This window comes from Hymenobacter sp. BRD128 (assembly GCF_013256625.1).
GTDB lineage: Bacteria > Bacteroidota > Bacteroidia > Cytophagales > Hymenobacteraceae > Hymenobacter.
The window spans coordinates 1260043-1281084 of sequence record NZ_CP053908.1; the positions used below are offsets into that span (position 1 = coordinate 1260043).

Sequence of the window (21042 nt, forward strand, 5' to 3'; positions counted from 1 at the left end):
GGTAGGGTACCCGTAGTTTTGCCGCCGCTGCCCACACTGGCGCGCACTGCTTTTTGCTATGAAAAAACCCTTTTTACTGCTGCCAGCCGCGCTAGCCGGCCTAGCCACTATGCCCGCCCTGGCCCAAAACGAGCTGAGCAATTTCTCGGCTACCGGCCGGGGCGGCGTGGCTACCACGTTTGCGCTCGATTATCAGGCGCTGGGTATCAACCCGGCCAACCTGGGCCGGCAGGGCACGAGCCTGGTGTCGTTCACGGTAGGCGAGGTGGGCGCGGGTGTGGGCTCGCAGTCGCTCACCAACAGCCAGTTCAAGAAGCTGGTTTTTCACCCCAACGACCAGCTCACCGCTGCCGAGCGCACTTCGCTGGCAGCAAATCTTGCTAGCCCGAACGCGTTGAATATCAATGCTGACGCCACGGCTTTTGGACTGGCGTTCACGCTGCCGCCCGGCCTGGGTGGGCTAGCCGTGTCGGTGCACCAGCGGTTGAGCGGCCACGTGGCCCTCAACCAAAACAGCGCCGACATTCTGGTAAATGGCCAGCAGGCGGCCCTGGTGCAGCAGTACTACGATGCGGCCGGCAACCCGCGCAGCGGCAGCACGCCGCCGCTGCTCTCGGCCGCGCTCGACGGTACCGAAATGCAGCTGGCCCTCACCAACGAGTTTAACGTGGGCTACGGGGTGGAGGTGCTCGACGTGCCGGGCGTGTTCAGGCTCACGGCTGGGGCAGGCTACCGCTACCTTCAGGGCGTGGGCGTGGCCGATGTGCGCATCAGCGGCGGCAGCCTGGCGGCCTATTCGTCGCTGTCGCCCATTTTTAATATTAACTACGGCAGCCTGGCCGGCAGCCCGACGTTCAACTACGCCAGCGGCAGCGGCTTGCGGCCCGTGGGCACGGGCAATGGCTTCGACCTGGGGCTAGCCGCCGAAGTGGGCAGGTTTGTGCGCCTGGGCGTGGCCGTGACGGACATGGGCTCGATGACCTGGACCGGCAATGTGGTGACGGCCACCGACCAGAGCCTGCGCTTTCCGCAGTACAGCGGCCTCACCACCTACGATGTTATCCGGGATGTAGTCAACCAGTTCGGGGCCAGCGGCCAGACGCTTTTTACTTACCAAACGGCCCAGGAGCGCCGGGCTAGCCTGCCCACCAAGCTGCGCCTGGGCGGCGGCGTGCGCATCTCGGAACTTTTTGAGGCGGGCCTCGACGTAACGGTGCCGCTCAACCAGGTGGCTGGCAACCTGCCGGCGCCCTTCATTGGGGCGGGCCTCGACTACAAGCCCCGGCGCTGGCTGCGCCTGAGCTCGGGCCTGAGCGGCGGCGCGGGCTACAGCCTGAATGTGCCGCTCGGTTTCACCTTCGTTACGCCGGTGTGGGAGGCGGGTTTCAGCACCCGCAGCGTGCTGGGCTATTTTTCGGAGAAGAGCCCGTATGCCTCGGTAGCGCTTGGCGTGCTGCGGTTTAAGATTGGCAAGAGCTAGGGCTAGCCAGCTCGCCCTACGCAAAGCGGCCCGGCTTGGCAAGTGCCAGGCCGGGCCGCTTTGTCTGGCTAACCGGGCGCTTACTTCACGTCGGTCACTTCGACGTCGAAGATGATAACGGTGTTGGGGGCAATGCTGGGCGAGGCACCCGTGGTGCCGTAGGCCAGCCCCGACGGAATGAGCAGCGTAGCTTTTTCGCCCTTGCGCATCAAGCTCACGCCTTCGTCGAAGCCCGCGATGAGCTGCTTGGGATTAGCACCCACCACGAAGGTGAGGGGCGCGTTGCCGTGCTGCGACGAAGCATCAAAGACGGTGCCGTCGAGCAGCCGGCCGGTGTAAAGCACCGAGGCCGTAGTGCCGGCCTTGGCCGGCGTGCCGCTCGGGTTGCTCACGGTGGGCACGAAGTAGAGACCCGAAGCTTGTTTCTGCGCCGTGGTGATATTATTCTTAGTCAGGTATTTCTGGATAAGCTTGTCGTCGGGCACGGCAAAGCTCGGGTTGATATCCACCAGTTGGACTTCGTAGCGCACCACTGTGTTGGCCGGCACTGTGGTGCCCGAGCCCGTCGTGCCGAAGGCCAGCGCCGACGGAATCAGGAATACCGCTTTGTCGCCCTTGTGCATCAGGCTCACGCCTTCGGCAAACCCGGGAATAACCTGGTTGGGCAGCAGCTGAAAGCTGACGGGCGTATTATCATTCTGGGAAGTAGAGAAAAAGACGGTGCCATTGAGCAGCGTGCCGGTGTAGAGCACCGAAACTACCTCGCCCGCCTTGGGCAGCGCGGCGCTGGCATTGGTCACTACGGGCACGTAGTACAGGCCCGACGTCTGCTTCTGGGCGGTAGTTATCGAGTTGTCGGCCAGATACTTCTTGATAGCAGCATCGTCGGCGGCCGAATAGTCGGTCACCGCGTCGTCTTTTTTACAGGAAGTCGTGAGCAGGCTGCCCGTGGCGAATAGGAGCAGGGCGAGGAGGCGAAATTTTGCAGCGAATAGGGAAGATTTCATTGGCTATTTTTTGTAAAAATACGCCCGAATCAGCCATTGGGGCTAGCCAGCTGTCGGTTGTTTCAGGGCTCCGCAATAAATCCTGGCAGGCCGAGCTTGCTGCGGCGGCCACCCAGCTTCAGGCCGTCATCGACGTACTGGCAGGCCGGGCCGCTGGTGTTGGGCTGCTCAAGCACGCCCAGGAAGGAATTGTCTTCGCGGGCCACGTAGATTTTGCCGTCGGGCCCGCGCTGTAAGGCGCCCAGCTTGTGGTTGGAGGAGTGGCCTACCTGGCTGGCTTTGCCGGTTTTTAGGTCGAACTGCACGAGTTGGGTCTCGCTGGCGGCGGCAACTTTCTTGTCCTTGGTATTGCCATTGCAGGAGCCGTAGAGCAAGCGGCCATCAGGCGAAAACTCGACACCGTAGGCTTCTTCGTAGGGCCCGAAGCTGCGCGGATTGCTCACCTTGCCGGTGTTGCGGTTGAAGTCGTAGACTTCAAACTTGTTGTTTTCGCGCCAGAGCGCGGCGGCCAGCTTGGTGCCATCAGGCGAGAATTTGAGCGCGCCGATGGCGTTGCGGCCGGGGCCGGCATTCATGCTGCCCACGTTGCTCAGGATGGGCTTGCCCGAGCTCACGCCCTCGGCCGTGACGAGGTACGACACGAAGGCGTTGGAATTCCAGCGGTGGGCCACTACCCACACGTCGCGCCCGTTGGGGTGGCGCACGGCGGCCAGCTTCTCCGCGACCGGCGTGATGAGCAGCAGGTTGGCGCGCGGTACATCGCCGAGGCCATTGTCGCGGGTCATGTCCACCACCGAGTAGCGCAGGCCGTCGGGCGCGCCCTGGGCCGCCACCGTGAAGATGTAGAAGATATTGCCCGAGCCGGGGTCGGGCACGATGAGCGCCGACTGCGTGCTGCTGCCCGAGCCCATGAGGTGGCGCCCGCCCGGCATGGGCTGGTGCTGGCGGTTCCACACGGTCTGGCCATCGGTGTAAAAAAGCAGCTCGCCGCGCTTGGTAGTGGCCGTGGCGCAGCCCTCGTAGGTAGTCATGGCGCCGTCGAGCAGCGGTGTGGGCGCGCCGCTGCTAAAGTCGAGCCCGGCCTGGTGGCCAAAATACCATTTGTCGGTAGGTCGCTGGGCCCTAGCAGTTTGGGTAAAAAATGTGAAGGCTAGCAGCGCAAGCAAAAGCCGGTTCATAAGCAAATAAAGCAGGGTGATTATCCCGCTAAACGAAAAAACCGTGCCGACTGGCCGATGCTAGTAGCTAGCCGGCGCCGGCGCGTGGTGCGTTTCAAAGTACGTGTAGCCGGGCACCAGCCCTTGCCAGAAGGCCGCGTGGGGGCTAGCGGCCCGGCGCGCCAGCTCCGGGGCCGTGAGCGGAAACGGGAAAATATGCGCCGCAATGCTGGCCTGCCCGGCCGCCCGCGCCGCCACGGCCAGCAGGTACACTTCCTCGATACCCGCGTCGGTAAGGGGCAGGCAGCCGTCCGTCACGGTGGAGCCGTGCAGGAAAATGTCGCCGCCGGGGTCGGCCAGGCCGGTGGCCAGAATGTCATCGGCCGTGGGGTAGTCGAGGCCAAGCGAGAGGTGGTAAGCACTCTGGGGGTTGAAGCGGTTGATGGTGTAAAAGCCCTCGGGCACCTGCCCATCGCCGGCCCGGCGCTTGGGGCCCAGCGTACCCGAGGTGGCGGCCAGTGGGTAGCTCCGCAGCAGCCGAAACACCACGTCGCCCCGATTGCGCGCCCACACCTCCAGCACCCGGCTGGTTTTGATGAGCCGGAAGAATATTTCCAGCCGCGCCGAATCGAGCTGCTGGGCTTGCAGCTGGGTGGCCAGGGCAGGCCAGCCGCGCGCATACGCGGCCCGAACCCGCGCGTAAGCAAGCTGTTGAGGCCAGAATGATGCGGGTGCCGGCGCTGGCGCCTGGGCAGCGGCCGGCCCGGCTAGGGTGCACAGCAGCAGGAGTAAAAGGCGGGGCAAGGTGCAGTGATTGAACAAGTAAGGCGCCGAACAACGCCCTGGGCAAAGCGCTTAGTATGCGCGCCGGGGCTAGCCGCACCGCTAGCGGCCGCATCTTTGCAGCCATGAACCCCGCTGCCCTGCTCGACTTCCTCCACGACCTCGCCCTGCACAACGACCGCGACTGGTTTCAAGACCACAAAGCCACCTACGACCGCCTGCGTGCTGATTTTGAGCAGGATGTGGCCTACTGGCTGCGTGAATTGGTGCCGGATGAGCCCGCTCTGGCCGGCCTCGACCCGAAGAAGTGCATCTTCCGCATCTACCGCGACGTGCGCTTTTCCAAAGTAAAGGTGCCCTACAAAACGCACTTTTCGGCCTATTTTGCCGCTGGCGGCAAGCATTCGGAGGCGCCCGGCCGCTACGTGCAAATTGGCGCCAACGGCCAGACCCTCGTGGCCGGCGGCCTCTACGAGCCCACCAAAGAGCAGCTGGCCGCCATCCGGCAGGAAATTGATTACGCGCCCGAGGGCCTGCACGCCTTGCTGGCCGCGCCCGCGGCCCGGCAGTTTTTTCCGCGGGGCCTGGCCGGCGAGCAGCTCAGGAAGATGCCACCCGACTACGAGGCTAGCCACCCCGAAGCTAACTGGCTGCTTCACAAGCAGTTTCTGCTCATGCACACGTTGCCCGATGCCGAGGTGCGCCGCCTATCGCCCGAGGCTTTCCGGGCGCATGTGCTGGCGGCGCTGCGGGCGCTGGGGCCGTTTGGCGAGTGGCTGGGCGAGGCTAGCCACGGCGGCTAGGGTGCCGGGGCTTATGGGTAGGAGCGCGCCGTGGCACGTTTCTGCTTAAAAATTCAGTACTTCCTCTTCGTGGCCGTTGCGCAGCAGGGCACTGATTTTCTTGCCGTTGCCTTCGGCATTCACGATGTTCATCTGGTCGGCAAACTCGTCGAGTAATACGCCCTGCTGCAACAGCAGTTCCTTGGTAGCATGGGGCAGCGGCACCTTGGCGTAGAGCCAGTAGGCATCCTTTTCGGGCTGGAGGCCTAGAAACTGCACATCGAGCGGCAGGCGCGGCTGGCGCGGGGCGGCGGGCAGCAGCAGCTTGAGGTGCTGGTGCAGATACAGCTCGGCCAGGGGCAGGGCGCGGGGCTCGCGCAGGTCTACGGCTTTAGGCTGGCCCTTGGAAAGCGCCTTGGCGAAGTCGTCGGTAAAGACTTTCAGCGCCAGCTCTACCTGCTGCTTCTGCGGGTTCAGCTTCAGCTCCAGAATGCTGGTGTGGTAGGCGTGGCGGGTGCCCGCCACGCCGGGCAGGCCCAGCAGCAGGCTTAGCAGGAGGGGAAGTTTGCGCATAGCAGTGGAAGGCTCGTTTAGAAACCCGGCTGTCATTGCCGCGCTCCACACCGTTGCGCTCGCAATGACAGCCGGGTTTTAAAGAATTAAAATTAATTTAAAACAGCTTCATTACCTGCTTAATTACAATCACATACACCATCAAAGCCAGAATCAGCACCGTGCCCACGCGCTGGGCGCCTTCCAGGAATTTCTCCGACGGCTTGCGGCGCAGAATCATCTCGTAGAGCAAAAACAGCACGTGGCCGCCGTCGAGGGCCGGAATGGGCAGCAGGTTCATGAAGGCTAGCACCATGCTCAGCATGCCCACCAGGGTCCAGAAGTGCGGCCAGTCGAAGTGCCCACCAAACTGCTGGGCAATTTCTACCGGCCCCCCAGGCTTTCCGAAGCCGAGGCCTGGCCCTTGGCAATCATCGTAAACGCCTTGGCTTGCAAGGTGATAACGCCGAATGCTTTTTTGACGCCTTGTGGCACGGCCTCGCCCAGGCTGTAGTAGCGGGTGCTGAAGTGCAGCTGCGGCTCGGGGCGCACCCCAATTTTACCGGTCGCGCTCACGGCCACGGGCAAGGTCAGGGTCTGGCCGGCGCGCTGCACCTGCACGGGCACCGTTTTGCCCTTGTAAAGCGGCAGGGTGCGCAGCAACTCGTCGTAGTACTGAATGGGCGTGGTGCCGATTTGGGTGATGCGGTCGCCGGCCACGATGCCGGCTTTGGCGGCCGGGTTGCCGGGCACTACCTCCTTGAGGGTGAAAGGCTGGCGCGGCTCCACAAACAGGCTGTCGCCGGCCTTACTCATCTTGTCCATGAAGCGCGGGGGCAGCTTGGGCAGGTCGAGGAGCTGGCCGCCGCGCTCCACGGTGTAGTAGCTTTCCGACCCTAGCAGCACGTTGGGGTCGTACACGTCGTTGAACTCGGCGAAGGGCCGGCCGTTGATTTTTACAATCTGGTCGCCGTCGCGGAAGCCCATTTCGCGGCCCAGCTGGGTCGTTACTACGCCGTAGCGGGCCTCGGAGGCGGGCAGGTAGCTTTCGCCCAGCTTGTAGGTGAGGGCCGTAAAAATGACGATGCCGGTAAGCACGTTCATAATGATGCCCCCGAGCATCACCAGCAGGCGCTGCCAGGCCGGCTTGGCCCGAAACTCGTCGGGCTGCGGCGGGCCGGCCAGGGCGTCGGCGTCCTGCGTTTCGTCCACCATGCCGTGAATGGCCACATAGCCGCCCAGCGGAAACCAGCCGATGCCGTACTCCGTCTCGCCCACTTTTTTCTTGAGCAGACTGAAGTTCCAGACGTGGGGCAGCGGAAACAGGAAGTCGAAGAAGATGTAAAACTTCGTGACTTTAATCTTAAAAAGCTTGGCGAAGGCGAAGTGCCCAAATTCGTGCAAGCCAACCAATAGCGAGAGGCCCAGCACCAGCTGGCCAATCATAACGAGAATTTCCAAAGAGAGGGATTTGTAGGTAATAACTAACCGCCATGCTGAGCTTGCCGAAGCATCTCGCTCGCATCTTTCGAGCGCTTTTCAACGAAGCGAGCAAGATGATTCGGCAAGCTCAGCATGACAGACGTATCAGGTGTCAGGTAATTATTTGTCAAGTAACTCAGTAGCGATTCTACGCGCCTCGGCATCCGTAGCGGCGTAGTCGGCTAGGGTTGGGGCTGCAAGATACGGCACCCTTTCCAGGCTCCCGGCTACCACGTCGGCCATGCCCAGAAAGCTGACTTTATCCTGCAAAAAGGCGGCTACCGCCACTTCGTTGGCCGCGTTGAGCACGCAGGCCGCCGTGCCGCCGCGCCGCATGGCCGCGTAGGCTAGCGGCAAGTGCCGAAACGTGCCCAGGTCGGGCGCCTCGAAAGTGAGGGTAGGATAGTCGAGAAACGAAAAGCGGGGAAAGTTATTCCGCAGCCGCTCGGGGTAGCCCAGCGCGTACTGAATGGGCAGCTTCATATCGGGCAGGCCGAGCTGCGCCTTCAGCGAGCCGTCCTGAAACTGCACCAGCGAGTGCACGATGCTCTGGGGGTGCACGACGGCTTCAATCTGGTCATTTTCAAGGTTAAACAGCCACTTGGCTTCGATTACTTCGAGGCCCTTGTTCATGAGCGTAGCCGAGTCGATGGTGATTTTAGCGCCCATTGTCCAGTTGGGGTGCTTCAGGGCCTGGGCTTTGGTGATGTGGGCCAGCTCGCTAGCCCCGCGCCCCCGAAAAGGCCCACCCGAAGCGGTAAGAATGACTTTCTCGATGGGGTTTTGGGCCTCGCCGGCTAAGCACTGGAAGATGGCCGAGTGCTCCGAATCGACGGGCAGCAGCGCCACGCCGTGCGCGCGCACCAGCTTGGTAACCAGCTCGCCGGCTACTACCAAGGTTTCCTTATTGGCCAGGGCAATGGCTTTGCCCGCCCGGATGGCGGCCACCGTGGGCACCAGCCCGGCGTAGCCCACCAGGGCCGTGAGCACTACGTCGACGTCGGGGCGCTGCACCACTTCGGCCAGGGCGGCGGCGCCGGCCAGTACCTGGGTTTGGGGCTGGCTAGCCAGGGCGGCTTTCACTTCCTGGTAAAACTCGTCGCCGATAACCACGGCGGCCGGCCGAAACTCCTGGGCCTGCTGCACCAGCAATTGCCACTGCCGCCCGGCCGTAAGCACCGCCACCCGAAACCGGCCCGGCTGCTCGCGCACGACTTCCAGGGCCTGCGTGCCGATGGAACCCGTAGAGCCCAGCAGCGCCAGCGATTTAAGAGCAGCTTGTTGAGAAAAAGAATCCGCCATACGCGAGGGTTGGGAATAGAAGCCCAAAGGTAGGGCCATCCCGCCGGGCCCGGCGGCTACGTTATCCATTTGGCGCGGCAGCCCGTAAGGGAAGGTCCGGCCCGGCCGTTCCAACTGTCCTTTTCCCTTCCAACCTCTTTGCAAATGTCCGTCAAACTCAAACCCCTCGACCAGCAAGTAATTGTCATTACCGGCGCCACTAGCGGCATCGGGCTTGCCACGGCCAAGGCGGCGGCCAAGGCCGGCGCCCGCCTCGTGCTGGCCGCCCGCTCGCAGCCCGACCTCGATACCGTGGCCCGCCAGCTCGGCGGCCAGGTCGTGACCGTGGCCGCCGACGTGGCCGACCCGGCCGCCGTGCGTCGCATTCACCACGCCGCCCATGCCAATTTTGGGGGATTCGATACCTGGGTCAACAACGCCGGCGTAGGCATGTGGGGCAAGCTCGAACAGGGCAACCTGGAAGATTTTAAGCGCCTCTACGACACCAACTTCTGGGGCATTGTGAATGGGTCGCTCGAGGCCATTAAGCACCTCAAGCGGCACGGCGGCGCGCTCATCAACCTGGGCAGCGTGGTATCGGACGTGTCGGTACCCATTCAGGGTATGTATGCCTCGAGTAAGCACGCTGTGAAGGGCTTTACCGATGCCCTGCGCATCGAGCTGGCCGATGAGAAGGCGCCCGTATCGGTGACGCTTATCAAGCCCGCCGCCATCAACACGCCCTTCCCCGAGCACGCCCGCAACTACCTGGCCGAAAAGCCCAAGCTGCCCCAGCCCGTGTACGCGCCCGAGGAAGTAGCCAATGCCATTCTGCACGCCGCCGTGAACCCCATGCGCGATGTATTCGTGGGCGGCGGGGGTAAAATCATGAGCAGCGTGAATAAATACGTGCCCGGCGTGATGGACTGGGTGGAAGCCAAAACCGGCGTGGCCCAGCAGAAGCAGCAAGGCACCCGCGCCCAGGACCCCGCCGGCTCGCTGCACCGTCCCAACGGCCCCCACGCCAAAGTGCATGGCAACAACCCCGGCCACGTAATGGAAACCAGCCTCTACACCCGCGCTCGCCTCAACCCCGTAGTGGCCGGCGTGGTGGTAGCTACCGGCCTGGCCGCCACCATTGGCCTGTTTCTGGCCAACAAAGCGCCGCTAAAAGATGCGGGCGTACCGTTTGACTCGGGTGCTCACGAACCCCGCGTGCCGGTGACAGATAACTAAGCTGGCAGCAATTGGGGTAAAAGCCCATGAACCTAAAAAAGAACGTCCTGCTGAACTTGTTGAAGCAGGACGTTCTTTTTAAGTCAGGTATCGGGACGGTAGAGCTAGCCGAGTCTATTTTACGCTCAGCTCCTCTACAGTCTGTTGCGGGGCCAGCAGCTTGCGGCTTTTTTGCACCACCACTGGCTTGGGAACGGAGAAGGTGGCCGACTGGCGAATATCGAGCGACGAGGCCCCGGCGCGGGCGGTGTAGGTGCCGGCGTCGGTCTGCCACGCCTCGGCAGCTGTGTTGTAGGAGGCCAGGTCGGCGGCGGTTAGGGTGAAGGTGAGGATTTGCGACTGGCCGGGGGCTAGCAGCCTGGTTTTGGCAAAGGCGCGCAGCTCGCTCTCGGGCTTGGCCAGGATGCCCTTTGGCGCGTGCACGTACAGTTGCACCACTTCCTTGCCCGCCACGGGGCCGCTGTTGGTCACGTTGAGGCTAGCCGTGATTTTGCCGGCCAGCGAAGGCGCGCTAAGCTGCAGCTTGCCGTAGGTGAAGGTGCTGTAGCTCAAGCCGTAGCCAAATTCGTAGGCCGGCTTCACCTTGAAGGTATTGTAGTAGCGATAGCCCACGTAAATGCCTTCGTTATAGGTGTTTTCGGAAGCTTTGCCCATCAGCGAGCCGTCTGCGCCCGGGGCAGTGCTGGCCAGCAGCTTGCCCGGAAACTCTGTGGCGTAAGGCACATCGGCATAGGCTACGGGAAACGTAGTGGCGAGCTTGCCCGAGGGCGATACCTGGCCGCTGAGCACGTCGGCCAGCGCGTGGCCGCCTTCCTGGCCGGGCTGCCAGCCCAGCAAAATGGCATCGGCTTGGCTGCGCCAGCTGGCCACCTCCATTACGCCGCCGGTGTTGAGGATAACCACCACCTTCTTGCCCTGCGCATGGAAGGCTGCGGCTACCTGCTTGAGGAGCGCCTGCTCGGCGCTCGTGAGGTCGAAGTCGTCGGTTACTTTGCGGTCGCCACCCTCGCCGGCGCTGCGGCCCAGCGTGATGATGGCCACGTCGTTGGTTTGGGCCTGCTGCGCTAGCATGGTCGCGTCGGGCAGCATTTCGGGAATGACGGGCAGCGGGTCAAAAAAGCTTCTTTTCTTGGGTAGCTTGGCTTTTTCGGTCCGCAGGTACTGGGCGTAGGCCTGGCTAGGGGTAGTGGCCACCGTGAAGCCCGCGGCGCTCAGGCCCTGCGCCAGCGACACCGTGTAGGCGCGGTTCACGTCGCCGCTACCCGTGCCACCCGCAATGAGGCTATACGACGTGTTGCCAAACAGCGCCACCTGCTGGCCGGCAGCCAGCGGCAGGGCCCTGGCCTCGTTGCGCAGCAGCACCATGCTCTCGGCGGCGGCCTGGCGGGCCACGGCGGCGTTGGCTTTCAGGGCCGGCTGGCTGCTGTATTTGTAGCCCTTGAAGGTGGGCGACTTGAGCACCAGCGCCAGCACGCGGGTCACGTTTACGTCGAGCTGAGCGGGTGTGAGCTGGCCGCTTTTGAGCGCCGCCAAAATAGCCTGGGTTTGCTTGTAGGTGCCCGGCTCCAGCAAATCGTTGCCGGCCTTCAGCTGGGCCACGGCATCGGAGCCGCCGTACCAGTCGGTCATCACCAGCCCTTTAAAGCCCCATTCCTGGCGCAGCAAGCTCGTGAGCAGGTCGTGGCTTTCGGAGGTGTAGGTGCCGTTTATCTTGTTGTAAGACGACATCACCGTCCAGGGCTGCGATTTTTTCACGGCCAGCTGAAAGCCTTTCAAGTAAATCTCGCGCAGTGCCCGCTCATTAATGTGCGAGTTGAGCTGCATGCGGTTAAATTCCTGGTTGTTAAGCGCAAAGTGCTTAATACTAGTACCCACGCCGTTGCTTTCCACGCCGTTCACAAATGCCGCGGCTACGCTGCCGGCCACCACGGGGTCTTCGGAATAATACTCGAAGTTGCGCCCGCCCAGCGGGTTGCGGTGGATGTTCATGCCCGGCGCCAGCAGCACGTCGATGCCAAAGTCGCGCACCTCACTACCGAAGGCCACGCCCACGCGGCGCACCAGCGTGGTGTCCCAGCTGGAGGCGAGCAGCGTGGCCACCGGAAAGGCCGTGGCGTAATAAGTCTTGGTGCTGTCCTTGCCCCGAATGGCGTCGATGCGCACGCCCGCCGGGCCATCCGAGAGCGTGAGCGACGGGATGCCCAGCCGCGCAATGGCGTGGGTGCGGCCGGCCGCGCCGGGTACTTTTTCGGGCACCTCGCGGTCGCCGGGGTTGCCGGGCGGCAGCAGGCCTTCGGGAAAGCCCGACGGATAAAAGCCCATGCCGACGACCAGCTTCACTTTTTCCTCAGTGGTGAGGGCGGCCAGAATTTCCTTGAGGCTCGCCTTGCCGAGCTGCGGTAGGTTGGCAGTTTGGGCCCGCGCGGGGCTGGCGGTGCCGAGCAGCGCGGCCAGCGCCAGCAGGCGCAGGGCCGGCAGCGCCAAGCGGGTGGGCCGCAAAGAATAGCGGTAGTGGGTGGGCATAGGACGTGAAAAAGAGTGAGGAATAAAAAAAACTGCGCTGTCTGCAGACTCCGGGCCGGCTGGCTAGCTACCCAGGCGCCTGCCTAAGCTAGCTAGATTGAACAATAGTACAGCATTTTAGTGATAATAACCACTTTACAATGTCTTATTTAGCGGAAGAAAAGGACAATTCCGGGGGCGGGCGGTGATTGGAAATAGTAATTTGGCCTTAAAAAGTAGGCCCGCTGTCCGCTAGCCCATACCTTCGGTCTTAGGCAGCCCCAGCGGCGGCTACACTGTTTTTCCCACCCTCTTTTCGCTGTTTTGTTACATGCACTATTTTTCCATTCGTGCCCAGGCTGTGCTGGCGGCGGCGCTGTTTTGCGCCGCAACCGGTGGCGTCCGGGCCCAAAAAGCCAAGTCCGCTGCGCGCCCGGCGGCCCGCTTCACCGTCATGGCTAGCCCCAATGCCCAGCAGGCCCTGCTCGGCCACGAGGCCGACATCACGGCCCTGCTCGCCAAGCTCACGCTGGAAGAGAAAGTGCACCTGATTCACGCCAATTCGGCCTTCGCCGCTGGTGGCGTGCCGCGCCTGGGCATCCCCGAAGTAATGACCTCCGATGGTCCGCACGGCGTGCGCCCCGAGCAGGGCCGCAACTGGAAGCCGCCCGTGGGCGCCGACGACGCCGGCACCTACCTGCCTACCAATAACACCCTGGCCGCCACCTGGAACCCCGCGCTGGGCCACGCCTACGGCACGGTGCTGGGCAGCGAAGCCAACGCGCGCGGCAAGGATATCATCCTTGGCCCCGGCATCAACATCGTGCGCGCCCCGCTGAATGGCCGCAACTTTGAGTATCTGAGTGAAGACCCGTTTCTGGTGTCGAAGATGGTGGTGGGCTACATTCAGGGCGTGCAAAGCCAGGGTGTGTCGGCCTGCGTGAAGCATTACGCGGCCAATAACCAGGAAACCCACCGCGACGACATCGACGTGTACATGAGCGAGCGGGCGCTGCGCGAAATCTATTTGCCCGGCTTCCGGGCCGCCGTGCAGCAGGGCGGCGTGTACTCGCTCATGGGCTCCTACAACAAGTTTCGGGGCACCTACGCCACTGAGAATGCCTACCTGATGAACACCATTCTGAAAGGCGAGTGGGGTTTCAAAGGCTTGGTAATGAGCGACTGGGGCTCGGTGCACGACACCCAGGAGGCATTGCGCAACGGCACCGACCTCGAAATGGGCAGCGACCTGGCCATGATGTACGGCAACGTCGACCAGAGCCAGGCTACCGCCAGCGCGGGCGCCGCCGCGCCCGCCCGCAGCTACTACGACCGCTTTTATTTAGCCGACCCGGCCCTGGCGGCCCTCAAAAAAGACCCCACGCTAGTACCGCTGCTCGACGACAAGGTGCGCCGCATTCTGCGCGTGCTATACGCCACCCACCAGCTAGGCCCCACCAAGCGCCAGCCCGGCGCCTACAACACCAAGGAGCACCAGGCCACTGCGCTCAAAGTGGCCGAAGAAGGCATCGTGCTACTTAAAAACGAGGGTAATCTGTTGCCATTCAAGAAGTCGGTGAAAACGGTGGCCGTTATCGGGGCCAATGCCGAGCGCATGAATGCTATGGGCGGCGGCAGCGGCCAAATTAAGGCCAAGTACGAGGTTTCGGCGCTGCAAGGTATTAAGAATGAGCTGGGTAGCGGCGTCAATGTCTCTTATACCCCCGGCTACACCATTGCCCGCGGCCAAAAGGCTGACCCGCAATTAATTCAGCAGGCAGTGGCCGCCGCCAAGGCGGCCGACGTGGTGATTTACGTGGGCGGCTCCATCCACGGCTACGACTACACCAAGTGGAGCGACAACGCCTACGACGCCGAGGGCACCGACAAGCCCGACATGAACCTGCCCTTCGGCCAGGACGAGCTGGTGCAGGCCGTGCTGGCCGCCAACCCGCGCACGGCCGTGGTGCTGCTCGGCGGCGGGCCCATCGACGTGTCGGCCTGGGCTAGCCAGGCCAAAGGCATCGTGGAGGCCTGGTACCCCGGCATGGAAGGCGGCAACGCGCTGGCCCACATTCTGTTCGGCGACGTAAACCCGTCGGGCAAGCTGCCCTTTACCTTCCCCGTGAAGCTGGAAGACTCGCCCGCCATGAAGCTCGGCGAATACCCGAGCACGCCCGGCAACCCGCTGAAGCAGACCTACAAGGACGACATTTACGTGGGCTACCGCTACTTCGACACCTACAAAGTAGCGCCGCAGTTCGCCTTCGGCCACGGCCTGAGCTACACCACCTTCAAATACGGCGCCCTCACTGTATCGCCCGGCAAGGAGAGCGCCACTGTCAAGCTCACCGTTACCAACTCCGGCCCGGTGGCCGGCGCCGAGGTGGTGCAGCTCTACGTGAAGCCCGGCCAAACGGCCGTGAAGCGCCCCGAGAAGGAGCTGAAGGCCTTTGAAAAGGTCTTCCTCAAGCCCGGCGAGACTAAAACCGTAACCCTCGCGCTGCCCGCTGAGTCGTTCAAATACTACGACGAGGCCAAAAATGACTGGGTGCTAGCCCCCGGCAAGTTCGATTTGCTGGTGGGCAGCTCCTCGCGCGATATCCGGCAAACGGGTAGCGTGTCGCTGTAGGCTGCCGGAGAGTAAGAATCAAAAAGACCGTCCAACTCAGTTGGACGGTCTTTTTACCTTAAATCAAAACCTTAGTCTATTGCCGGCCTACTTCAGCTTATCCAGCGCGGCTTGCAGGCGCGGCAGCGCCGCCTGAATAGAGCCGGCCGATTCGGCGCCCACCGAAAGGCGGAACCACGGCTCGGCCGCCGAGGCGCCGAAGGCGCTGAACGGCACCACCGCCAGTTGGGCCTCGGTGAGCAGGTAATCGGTGATTTCCTTGGTGCTGGCTAGCACCGTGCCCGCCGCCGTGGTGCGGCCGATGATGTCAATTTGGGCCGTGAGGTAAATAGCGCCGGCCGGCGTAATGGCATCGACCGGGTAGCCCTGGCTGCGCAGGGCTTTCAGGCCCTCGTAGGCGGCTTCCAGGCTGGCTTGCAGGCCATTTTTCAGGTCGGTGAGGTAGTCATTGACCACATCGGCCTGCGGCAGCAGGGCGGCGGTGGCCACTTGCTCGGCCTTGGGCGCCCAGGCGCCGATGTGGCCCAGCAGTGATTTCATCTTGTCAATTACCAGTTTGGGGCCAAACGAATAGCCCACGCGCACGCCGGTAGCGGCAAAGCACTTCGAGATGCCGTCGATGTACACCACGTAGTCGCGCAACTCGGGGCGCAAACTCACCGGGTCGAAATGCTGGGTCTGGCCGAAGGTCAGGAGCCAATAAATCTGGTCGTAGAGGATGTAGAGCGGCTTTTCGTCGGGCCCGCGGCGCTGGTTTTCGGCCAGCACGAGGTCGCAGATTTCTTCCAGCACCTCCTTGGTAAAGACCGTGCCGGTAGGGTTGAGCGGCGAGCACAGGGCCAGCAGTGAGGCGCCGGCCAGGTGGGGGGCCACCTCCGCCGCCGTGGGCATAAAGTCGTTTTCGGGCTGGGTGGGCACCATCACCTGGCTAGCCCCCGACAGGTGGCAATAGTGATTATTGTTCCACGACGGCACCGGGTACACCACACGGTCGCCGGGGTCTACCAGGGCCAGGTAGGCCGCGTAAATGAGCGGGCGCGACCCCCCGGCTACCAGCAGCTCATCGTTGGGCGAGTAGCTCAGGCCCAGGCGCTTCTGCAAGAAATCGGCGGCGGCTTGGCGCAGGTCGGCAGTGCCGGCGGCGGGCGGGTAATTAGTTTGGCCGGCCTCGTAAGCAGCCATCACGCCCTTGCGCAGTGCCTCCGGAATGGGGAACAGCTTGGGGTCGAAGTCGCCGATGGTGAGGTTGCAGATGGTGGCGCCCTGGCGAATCTGCTCGCTCACGGCATTGCCAATTCGAATAATTTCGGAGCCGCTCAGTTGGTCGGCTAGCCGGGAAATACGCATGGGGTAGGAGGTAGGGGAGAGAAGCAATGACCCGGCAAAGGTACCATTTATTGCGGCGCCTTTGGTGAAGACAGGAGCTAACGCGTGCCGTTAGTGCTTCGGCTCCCAGGCTTCTTTACCCGCAAAAATCTGCTTCAGCGTGTATTTCTTTGCCTCCTGCGCCGTGAGCTGGTGGCTCCACGGTACCCTAGCCGCCGGCTTCGCGCCGGGCCCAACTGACTTATACTCCGCGTAATAGGCAGTTTTCTCGTTCTCCGCGTTTTTCCAGTTATCCCAGCCGGCCGGCACAATGTGGCCGCCCAGCTCGCAGCGCAGGTACACTACCTGCGCCTGGGGCCGCCAGGGCCGCCCGAGGTATACTTTCTTGGCGAGGGTCGTGTCGGCCAGCAGCTTGCAATCCATAAACACGAAGCCGTAAGGCTGGCCAGGCGGCGTAGAAGCGGCCGTGACAAACGAGTTTTTCTTGCTCTTAATCACGCAGTGGTCAAACACGCCGGTGCTGGCCCCGAAAATAAAATCGGTGGTGCCCTCGATGTAGCAGTCCTGGTAGTATTGCCGGCTGCCGCCGGTGGCCAGCAGCAGCACGTCTTGGTTGCCCACCAGGCGGCAGTGCCGGAAAATGGCCCGGTCGCCCTCCACGTTCAGCGCTACCGCCTGGCCGGCCGTGTAGCCTGCCGCGTTCTCAAACGTTACATTTTCAGCCGTAAAGTCGTTGGCCTGCACCAGCACCGAGTATGAGCTAGGGGTGGTAATGCCGGGCAGGCCCACGTGGTCGCTGTAGGTGATAACCGTCCGGGCCGCGTTGGTGCCGCGCAGCACGAGGTGCGTTTTCAGCGTCGGCACCGTCACTTTTTCGCGGTAAGTGCCGGGCTGGAGCTGAATGATAACTGGCTTATCGGCTTGGTTGGGCGCGGCATCAATAGCCGCCTGCACCGTGCGAAACTGCCCGCTGCCGTCGGCCGCCACCACGAGCGGGCCGGTGGTCTGGGCGTGGCTAGCCAGGGCCGTGAGGCTGAGGCCAGCCAATAGGTAAAGCGCTTTCATTTACGGAGTAGTAGGCTGGGCGGCTGCGCCGGTCGGAGCAGCTACCATGTTCTTAGCCAAGGCTTTGGCGAGGTGTTGCTCGACAAGCGCAATGTGCTGGGCGCGTAGGTCATTCACCACGAGCTGCGCCATTTTGCGGGCGCCCAGCTCATTGAAGTGCGTGTTGTCGTTGCGGCCCAGCGGGTAATTGGGATGGTCGCCGGGGGCTAGCTGCATGAAGAGCAGCTTGGAATTCTCATCGCCCATCTTTTGCAGCAGCTCGCGGCTCAGCCGGTCGAGGTCCACCAAGGGCACTTTGGCCTCGGCAGCGGCGGCGGCCGTGAGGGCCGAGTACGTGACGTGGGTTTCCTTCACGCGCCCATCTTTGTCAAATTGTCGCCGCGACACGGGCGTAATCAAGATGGGCAGCGCCCGCTTGCTGCGCGTCTCGGCCACAAACCGCAGCAGGTTGCGCCGGAAGTCGGCGGGCGGCGTGTAGCGGTCCACCTTCTCGGGCGACTCGTCGTTGTGCCCGAACTGAATGAACACGTAGTCGCCCGGCTGCAACGCCTCGACCACCGGCTGCCAGCGATTTTCGGCGATAAACGTGCGGGTGCTGCGCCCATTCTGCGCCCGGTTATCAACCACTACCGTGGAGTCGAAAAACGTGACCAGCGGCATCCCCCAGCCGGTTTCAGGGAAAGTAGCCGGAATTTTATTGGCCATCGTGGAGTCGCCAATCAAATACACCTTGGTCTTGTGGGGCGGGGCCGTGGGCGCAAACGCCAGCAGCCCCAGCAAGCCGAGCGCGGCCACCAAACGATGGGAGTTCATGAGCGGAAGGGTAGGAACGAACCGCTAAATTCCCGACGGCTAGCCGTAACCCAAGCTGCTTGGCAGTCTAAGGCACTGCTTTTTCTGCGCAATCGTTGCCGACAACGTTGCCAGACCCTCCGCAGCAAACGCAAAAAAGCCGGCCCCTCCCCGCGAGGGAAAGGCCGGCTGAATGGCTAGGCGAAATAGCGCAGCTTAAGCGGCAGCTACTACGTCGCGACGACGCTCCTTGATACGAGCTGCTTTGCCCGAGAGGCCGCGCAGGTAGAACAGACGGGCGCGACGCACCTTACCGCGACGAATCAGCTCTATTTTGTCGATGTTGGGCGACAGCAGCGGGAAAATCCGCTCGGTGCCAATTTGGTTCGAAATCTTACGCACGGTAAAGGTTTCGCCGTTGCTGCTGGGGTTGCGGCGCTGGATAACCACGCCCTGGAACTGCTGAATGCGCTCCTTGTTGCCCTCGCGGATTTTTACGTGCACGTTGATGGTGTCACCGGCGGCAAACTTGGGAAAGCTGGCGCGGCGCTCCTGGCCTTCGGCATTAATGAAATCGAGTAGTACGCTCATGGCGAAAAAAAGAATTACAAAGCAGGCAGCGCCGCTGCCCACAGGTTGGTATTTTGCGAAACGGAGCGCAAAGATAGAAAATTAAGCGCGCAAATGCAAACTCTTTTGTCATGTCCAGCTAACGTCCGCTTGCGAAGCATCTTATTACGTTACAATTAGTGCCTGCAACAGTGGCTAGCTTATGCAGATGCTACCAGCCACGCTCGGTCGCTACTGCAACAAGTCGGGACGGCGGGCCTGGGTGCGGGCCAGCGCCTGCTCGTGCCGCCATTCCTCAATCTTGGGCGTATTGCCTGAAAGCAGAATCTCGGGTACGGCTAGCCCCCGCCACTCGGCCGGGCGGGTGTACACGGGCGGCGCCAGCAGGTCATCCTGGAAAGAGTCGGACAGCGCCGATTCCTCATTGCCCAGCACGCCGGGCAGCAGTCGCACCACGGCGTCGACCAGCACGGCGGCGGCCAGTTCGCCCCCGCTCAGCACGAAGTCGCCGAGGCTGATTTCGTGCGTAACATACTGGTCACGAATGCGTTGGTCTACGCCCTTGTAGTGGCCGCAAATGATAAGCACGTTGCCCAGCAGCGAGAGCCGGTTGGCCAGCGGCTGGCGCAGCGTTTCGCCATCGGGCGTGAGGTAGATAATGGCCTCGTACTTCCGCTGAGTCTGCAATTCATCAATCCAGCTGGCAATAGGCTCCACGCGCAGCACCATGCCGGCCCCGCCGCCAAACACGTAGTCGTCGAGCTGGCCGTGCTTATTGATGGCGTAATCGCGCAGGTTGTGCACGCAGATTTCGGCTAGGCCCTTGTCCTGTGCCCGCTTCACGATGGAGTGGGCAAACGGGCTGTCGAGCAAGTCCGGCTGGCAGGTGAGAATGTCGAACCGAATCACGGAATAGCGCAGAGTAAAACTGATTTCACAGATTTTGTAGCTAGCCATCTGCCTTATTTCAAGGCGCGCGCGGCTACCTGGCAAAAGTTATCCTAGTCGGCGTTCGGATTTTTATGGGCGCCGGGGTTCATATAGATGTCGAGCAAGCCCTCGGGCATATTGACAAACAGCTTCTTGGCCTCCATGTCGGCGTGGCTCACTAGCTCATCTACCACCGGCAGCAGCACTTCTTGGCCTTTGTAGCGCATGGCTAGCACGTCTTGCTGCGGCAGCTCGTAGAAGTTCTCCACTACGCCTAGTTCGCCTTCTTTTTCATCAACAACTTGAAATCCAATGACATCGTGAAAATAAAACTGGTGTTCTTCAAGCGCGGGTAGCTCGCTCAGCGGCAGCCAGAGCTTGGCGCCGCGTAGCGGCTCGGCTTCCTCGATGCGGTCGATGCCGCGCAATTTGAGCAGCACCCGCAGGCCGTCCTGCGGGTTGACGCGCTCCACGCTGTAGGCGGTGAGCTTGGTAGGCGCGGTGGGCAAGGCCAGGTACACGGTTTTGAGCCGGTCGTAGGTAGCCGCGTCATCTACGTCCAACTGGGTCACCATCATGCCTTTGAGGGCGTGGGGCTTCACAATAAAACCTAGCTCAAAGCATTCGTCGAGAGTCATGGCCGGGGGAGCGGAGTAAGCGAATGAACAAAAATGCGGGCGCGGGCTCAAAAAAGAACGTCATGCCGAGCGCGCTCGGCATGACGTTCTTTCGTAGCGGGGTGCCCCCAAAACTAAGCGGCAGCCTCGGCCGAAGTTTCGGCGGTTTCCGTCGAGCCTTCGGTAGCTTCGCCTTCGGCAGCAGCCGGAGCCGGGGTAGCAGCGGCCAGGGCAGCAGCCTGCTTGGCGGCCAGGGCCGTAGCGCGGGCTTCTTTCACCTTGGTTTCGGCAGCCAGAGCAGCAGCGCGGCTCTCCGCTTTGGTATCTACGAGGCCAGACTTCTTGGCTTCGATTTTAGCGTCTTTCTCGCTCAGCCACTGCTGGTAGCGCTGGTCGGCTACTTCCTGGGTCAGGGCGCCCTTCGTAACGCCGAGTTGCAGGTGACGACGCAGCAGTACGCCGCGGTAGGCCAGCATCGCGCGCACCGTTTCGGTGGGCTGTGCGCCATTCATCACCCAGTAAAAGGCGCGGTCACCGTCGTAGTTGATGGTGGCGGGGTTGGTGTTGGGGTTGTAGGTACCGAGCTTCTCGATGAAGCGGCCATCGCGGGGAGCGCGGGCGTCGGCTACTACGATGTCGTAAGTCGCGGCCTTTTTGCGGCCACGGCGGGCGAGGCGGATTTTAACTGCCATAAACCTTAGGGGTTGTGCGACGCAACTCGTGCGTCTGGGTGAAGTGTATTTCGGGCCGCAAAGGTACGGCGTGAAAAGGTTACTACCGCCATGCCTTGCCCAACTATTGTAAGTAAGCACGGAATGCTAGCTAAGATGAAGGCGGATAAGCCGATT

At 62.3% G+C, this 21042-nt stretch carries 19 protein-coding genes; 4 read left to right on the plus strand and 15 right to left on the minus strand.

Annotated elements, in window-relative coordinates; genetic code table 11:
* Positions 1-58 precede the first annotated feature (58 nt).
* Positions 59-1480 (plus strand): DUF5723 family protein, encoded by a 1422-nt coding sequence (locus GKZ68_RS05705; protein ID WP_173111811.1) that lies wholly within the window; start codon positions 59-61, stop codon positions 1478-1480.
* Between the two features lie 80 nt (positions 1481-1560).
* On the opposite strand, the gene GKZ68_RS05710 is transcribed toward GKZ68_RS05705, so the two are convergent.
* From GKZ68_RS05710 to GKZ68_RS05720, 3 genes are all read right to left on the minus strand, one after another.
* A complete protein-coding gene (locus GKZ68_RS05710) occupies positions 1561-2487 on the minus strand; it encodes an FKBP-type peptidyl-prolyl cis-trans isomerase (protein ID WP_173111814.1) in 927 nt (308 codons plus the stop codon).
* Between the two features lie 62 nt (positions 2488-2549).
* Positions 2550-3665: a WD40 repeat domain-containing protein gene (locus GKZ68_RS05715; RefSeq protein WP_173111817.1), complete on the minus strand. Its 1116-nt coding sequence runs from the start codon at positions 3663-3665 to the stop codon at positions 2550-2552.
* A 60-nt stretch (positions 3666-3725) separates the two neighbouring features.
* Positions 3726-4448 carry a murein L,D-transpeptidase family protein gene (locus tag GKZ68_RS05720; RefSeq protein WP_173111820.1) on the minus strand — a complete coding sequence of 241 codons (723 nt, stop codon included), beginning with the start codon at positions 4446-4448 and terminating at the stop codon, positions 3726-3728.
* 104 nt (positions 4449-4552) lie between these two features.
* Between GKZ68_RS05720 and GKZ68_RS05725 the strand changes: the two genes are divergently transcribed.
* The gene (locus GKZ68_RS05725; protein WP_173111823.1) at positions 4553-5230 is read left to right on the plus strand and encodes a DUF2461 domain-containing protein; all 678 of its coding nucleotides are present in this window, start codon (positions 4553-4555) and stop codon (positions 5228-5230) included.
* Positions 5231-5275: 45 nt separating this feature from the next.
* On the opposite strand, the gene GKZ68_RS05730 is transcribed toward GKZ68_RS05725, so the two are convergent.
* The 4 genes from GKZ68_RS05730 to GKZ68_RS05740 all read right to left on the minus strand — a co-directional run bounded on the left by GKZ68_RS05730 (position 5276) and on the right by GKZ68_RS05740 (position 8545).
* Positions 5276-5782, minus strand: a complete 507-nt coding sequence (locus GKZ68_RS05730; protein ID WP_173111825.1) for a DUF6702 family protein — start codon at positions 5780-5782, stop codon at positions 5276-5278.
* Between the two features lie 97 nt (positions 5783-5879).
* Positions 5880-6233: a site-2 protease family protein gene (locus GKZ68_RS22590; RefSeq protein WP_367949225.1), complete on the minus strand. Its 354-nt coding sequence runs from the start codon at positions 6231-6233 to the stop codon at positions 5880-5882.
* Positions 6146-7222, minus strand: a complete 1077-nt coding sequence (locus tag GKZ68_RS05735) for a site-2 protease family protein (protein WP_367949204.1) — start codon at positions 7220-7222, stop codon at positions 6146-6148. Before GKZ68_RS05735 ends, GKZ68_RS22590 begins: the two co-directional genes overlap by 88 nt.
* A gap of 141 nt (positions 7223-7363) precedes the next feature.
* The gene (locus tag GKZ68_RS05740) at positions 7364-8545 is read right to left on the minus strand and encodes a 1-deoxy-D-xylulose-5-phosphate reductoisomerase (protein ID WP_173111828.1); all 1182 of its coding nucleotides are present in this window, start codon (positions 8543-8545) and stop codon (positions 7364-7366) included.
* A 144-nt stretch (positions 8546-8689) separates the two neighbouring features.
* Here GKZ68_RS05740 and GKZ68_RS05745 point away from each other — a divergent pair, with 144 nt between their 5' ends.
* Positions 8690-9760, plus strand: a complete 1071-nt coding sequence (locus GKZ68_RS05745) for an SDR family oxidoreductase (protein WP_173111831.1) — start codon at positions 8690-8692, stop codon at positions 9758-9760.
* Positions 9761-9874: 114 nt separating this feature from the next.
* Here the strand turns inward: GKZ68_RS05745 and GKZ68_RS05750 are convergent, their stop codons facing one another.
* Positions 9875-12283, minus strand: a complete 2409-nt coding sequence (locus tag GKZ68_RS05750) for a glycoside hydrolase family 3 C-terminal domain-containing protein (protein ID WP_217275317.1) — start codon at positions 12281-12283, stop codon at positions 9875-9877.
* A 310-nt stretch (positions 12284-12593) separates the two neighbouring features.
* Between GKZ68_RS05750 and GKZ68_RS05755 the strand changes: the two genes are divergently transcribed.
* Complete coding sequence (locus GKZ68_RS05755) at positions 12594-14894, plus strand: glycoside hydrolase family 3 C-terminal domain-containing protein (RefSeq protein ID WP_217275319.1); 2301 nt, start codon at positions 12594-12596, stop codon at positions 14892-14894.
* Positions 14895-14981: 87 nt separating this feature from the next.
* Here the strand turns inward: GKZ68_RS05755 and GKZ68_RS05760 are convergent, their stop codons facing one another.
* The 7 genes from GKZ68_RS05760 to GKZ68_RS05790 all read right to left on the minus strand — a co-directional run bounded on the left by GKZ68_RS05760 (position 14982) and on the right by GKZ68_RS05790 (position 20886).
* Positions 14982-16241 carry a pyridoxal phosphate-dependent aminotransferase gene (locus GKZ68_RS05760; RefSeq protein WP_173111834.1) on the minus strand — a complete coding sequence of 420 codons (1260 nt, stop codon included), beginning with the start codon at positions 16239-16241 and terminating at the stop codon, positions 14982-14984.
* Between the two features lie 90 nt (positions 16242-16331).
* Positions 16332-17285 (minus strand): pectinesterase family protein, encoded by a 954-nt coding sequence (locus tag GKZ68_RS05765; protein WP_173111837.1) that lies wholly within the window; start codon positions 17283-17285, stop codon positions 16332-16334.
* Positions 17286-18098, minus strand: a complete 813-nt coding sequence (locus tag GKZ68_RS05770; protein ID WP_173111840.1) for a rhamnogalacturonan acetylesterase — start codon at positions 18096-18098, stop codon at positions 17286-17288.
* Positions 18099-18293: 195 nt separating this feature from the next.
* Positions 18294-18668, minus strand: coding sequence for a 50S ribosomal protein L19 (gene rplS / locus GKZ68_RS05775; protein ID WP_173111843.1), 375 nt, complete (start codon positions 18666-18668; stop codon positions 18294-18296).
* 210 nt (positions 18669-18878) lie between these two features.
* The gene (gene trmD, locus GKZ68_RS05780; RefSeq protein WP_173118198.1) at positions 18879-19553 is read right to left on the minus strand and encodes a tRNA (guanosine(37)-N1)-methyltransferase TrmD; all 675 of its coding nucleotides are present in this window, start codon (positions 19551-19553) and stop codon (positions 18879-18881) included.
* Positions 19554-19648: 95 nt separating this feature from the next.
* Positions 19649-20215, minus strand: coding sequence for a ribosome maturation factor RimM (gene rimM, locus GKZ68_RS05785; protein WP_173111846.1), 567 nt, complete (start codon positions 20213-20215; stop codon positions 19649-19651).
* A gap of 113 nt (positions 20216-20328) precedes the next feature.
* A complete protein-coding gene (locus tag GKZ68_RS05790; RefSeq protein WP_173111849.1) occupies positions 20329-20886 on the minus strand; it encodes a 30S ribosomal protein S16 in 558 nt (185 codons plus the stop codon).
* Positions 20887-21042 lie beyond the last annotated feature (156 nt).

Coding starts and splice junctions, on each gene's coding strand:
- GKZ68_RS05705 (WP_173111811.1), top strand. CDS start 59: ATGAAAAAACCCTTTTTACTGCTGCCAGCCGCGCTAGCCGGCCTAGCC.
- GKZ68_RS05710 (WP_173111814.1), bottom strand. CDS start 2,487: ATGAAATCTTCCCTATTCGCTGCAAAATTTCGCCTCCTCGCCCTGCTC.
- GKZ68_RS05715 (WP_173111817.1), bottom strand. CDS start 3,665: ATGAACCGGCTTTTGCTTGCGCTGCTAGCCTTCACATTTTTTACCCAA.
- GKZ68_RS05725 (WP_173111823.1), top strand. CDS start 4,553: ATGAACCCCGCTGCCCTGCTCGACTTCCTCCACGACCTCGCCCTGCAC.
- GKZ68_RS05730 (WP_173111825.1), bottom strand. CDS start 5,782: ATGCGCAAACTTCCCCTCCTGCTAAGCCTGCTGCTGGGCCTGCCCGGC.
- GKZ68_RS05740 (WP_173111828.1), bottom strand. CDS start 8,545: ATGGCGGATTCTTTTTCTCAACAAGCTGCTCTTAAATCGCTGGCGCTG.
- GKZ68_RS05745 (WP_173111831.1), top strand. CDS start 8,690: ATGTCCGTCAAACTCAAACCCCTCGACCAGCAAGTAATTGTCATTACC.
- GKZ68_RS05750 (WP_217275317.1), bottom strand. CDS start 12,283: ATGCCCACCCACTACCGCTATTCTTTGCGGCCCACCCGCTTGGCGCTG.
- GKZ68_RS05755 (WP_217275319.1), top strand. CDS start 12,594: ATGCACTATTTTTCCATTCGTGCCCAGGCTGTGCTGGCGGCGGCGCTG.
- GKZ68_RS05760 (WP_173111834.1), bottom strand. CDS start 16,241: ATGCGTATTTCCCGGCTAGCCGACCAACTGAGCGGCTCCGAAATTATT.
- GKZ68_RS05765 (WP_173111837.1), bottom strand. CDS start 17,285: ATGAAAGCGCTTTACCTATTGGCTGGCCTCAGCCTCACGGCCCTGGCT.
- GKZ68_RS05770 (WP_173111840.1), bottom strand. CDS start 18,098: ATGAACTCCCATCGTTTGGTGGCCGCGCTCGGCTTGCTGGGGCTGCTG.
- rplS (WP_173111843.1), bottom strand. CDS start 18,668: ATGAGCGTACTACTCGATTTCATTAATGCCGAAGGCCAGGAGCGCCGC.
- rimM (WP_173111846.1), bottom strand. CDS start 20,215: ATGACTCTCGACGAATGCTTTGAGCTAGGTTTTATTGTGAAGCCCCAC.
- GKZ68_RS05790 (WP_173111849.1), bottom strand. CDS start 20,886: ATGGCAGTTAAAATCCGCCTCGCCCGCCGTGGCCGCAAAAAGGCCGCG.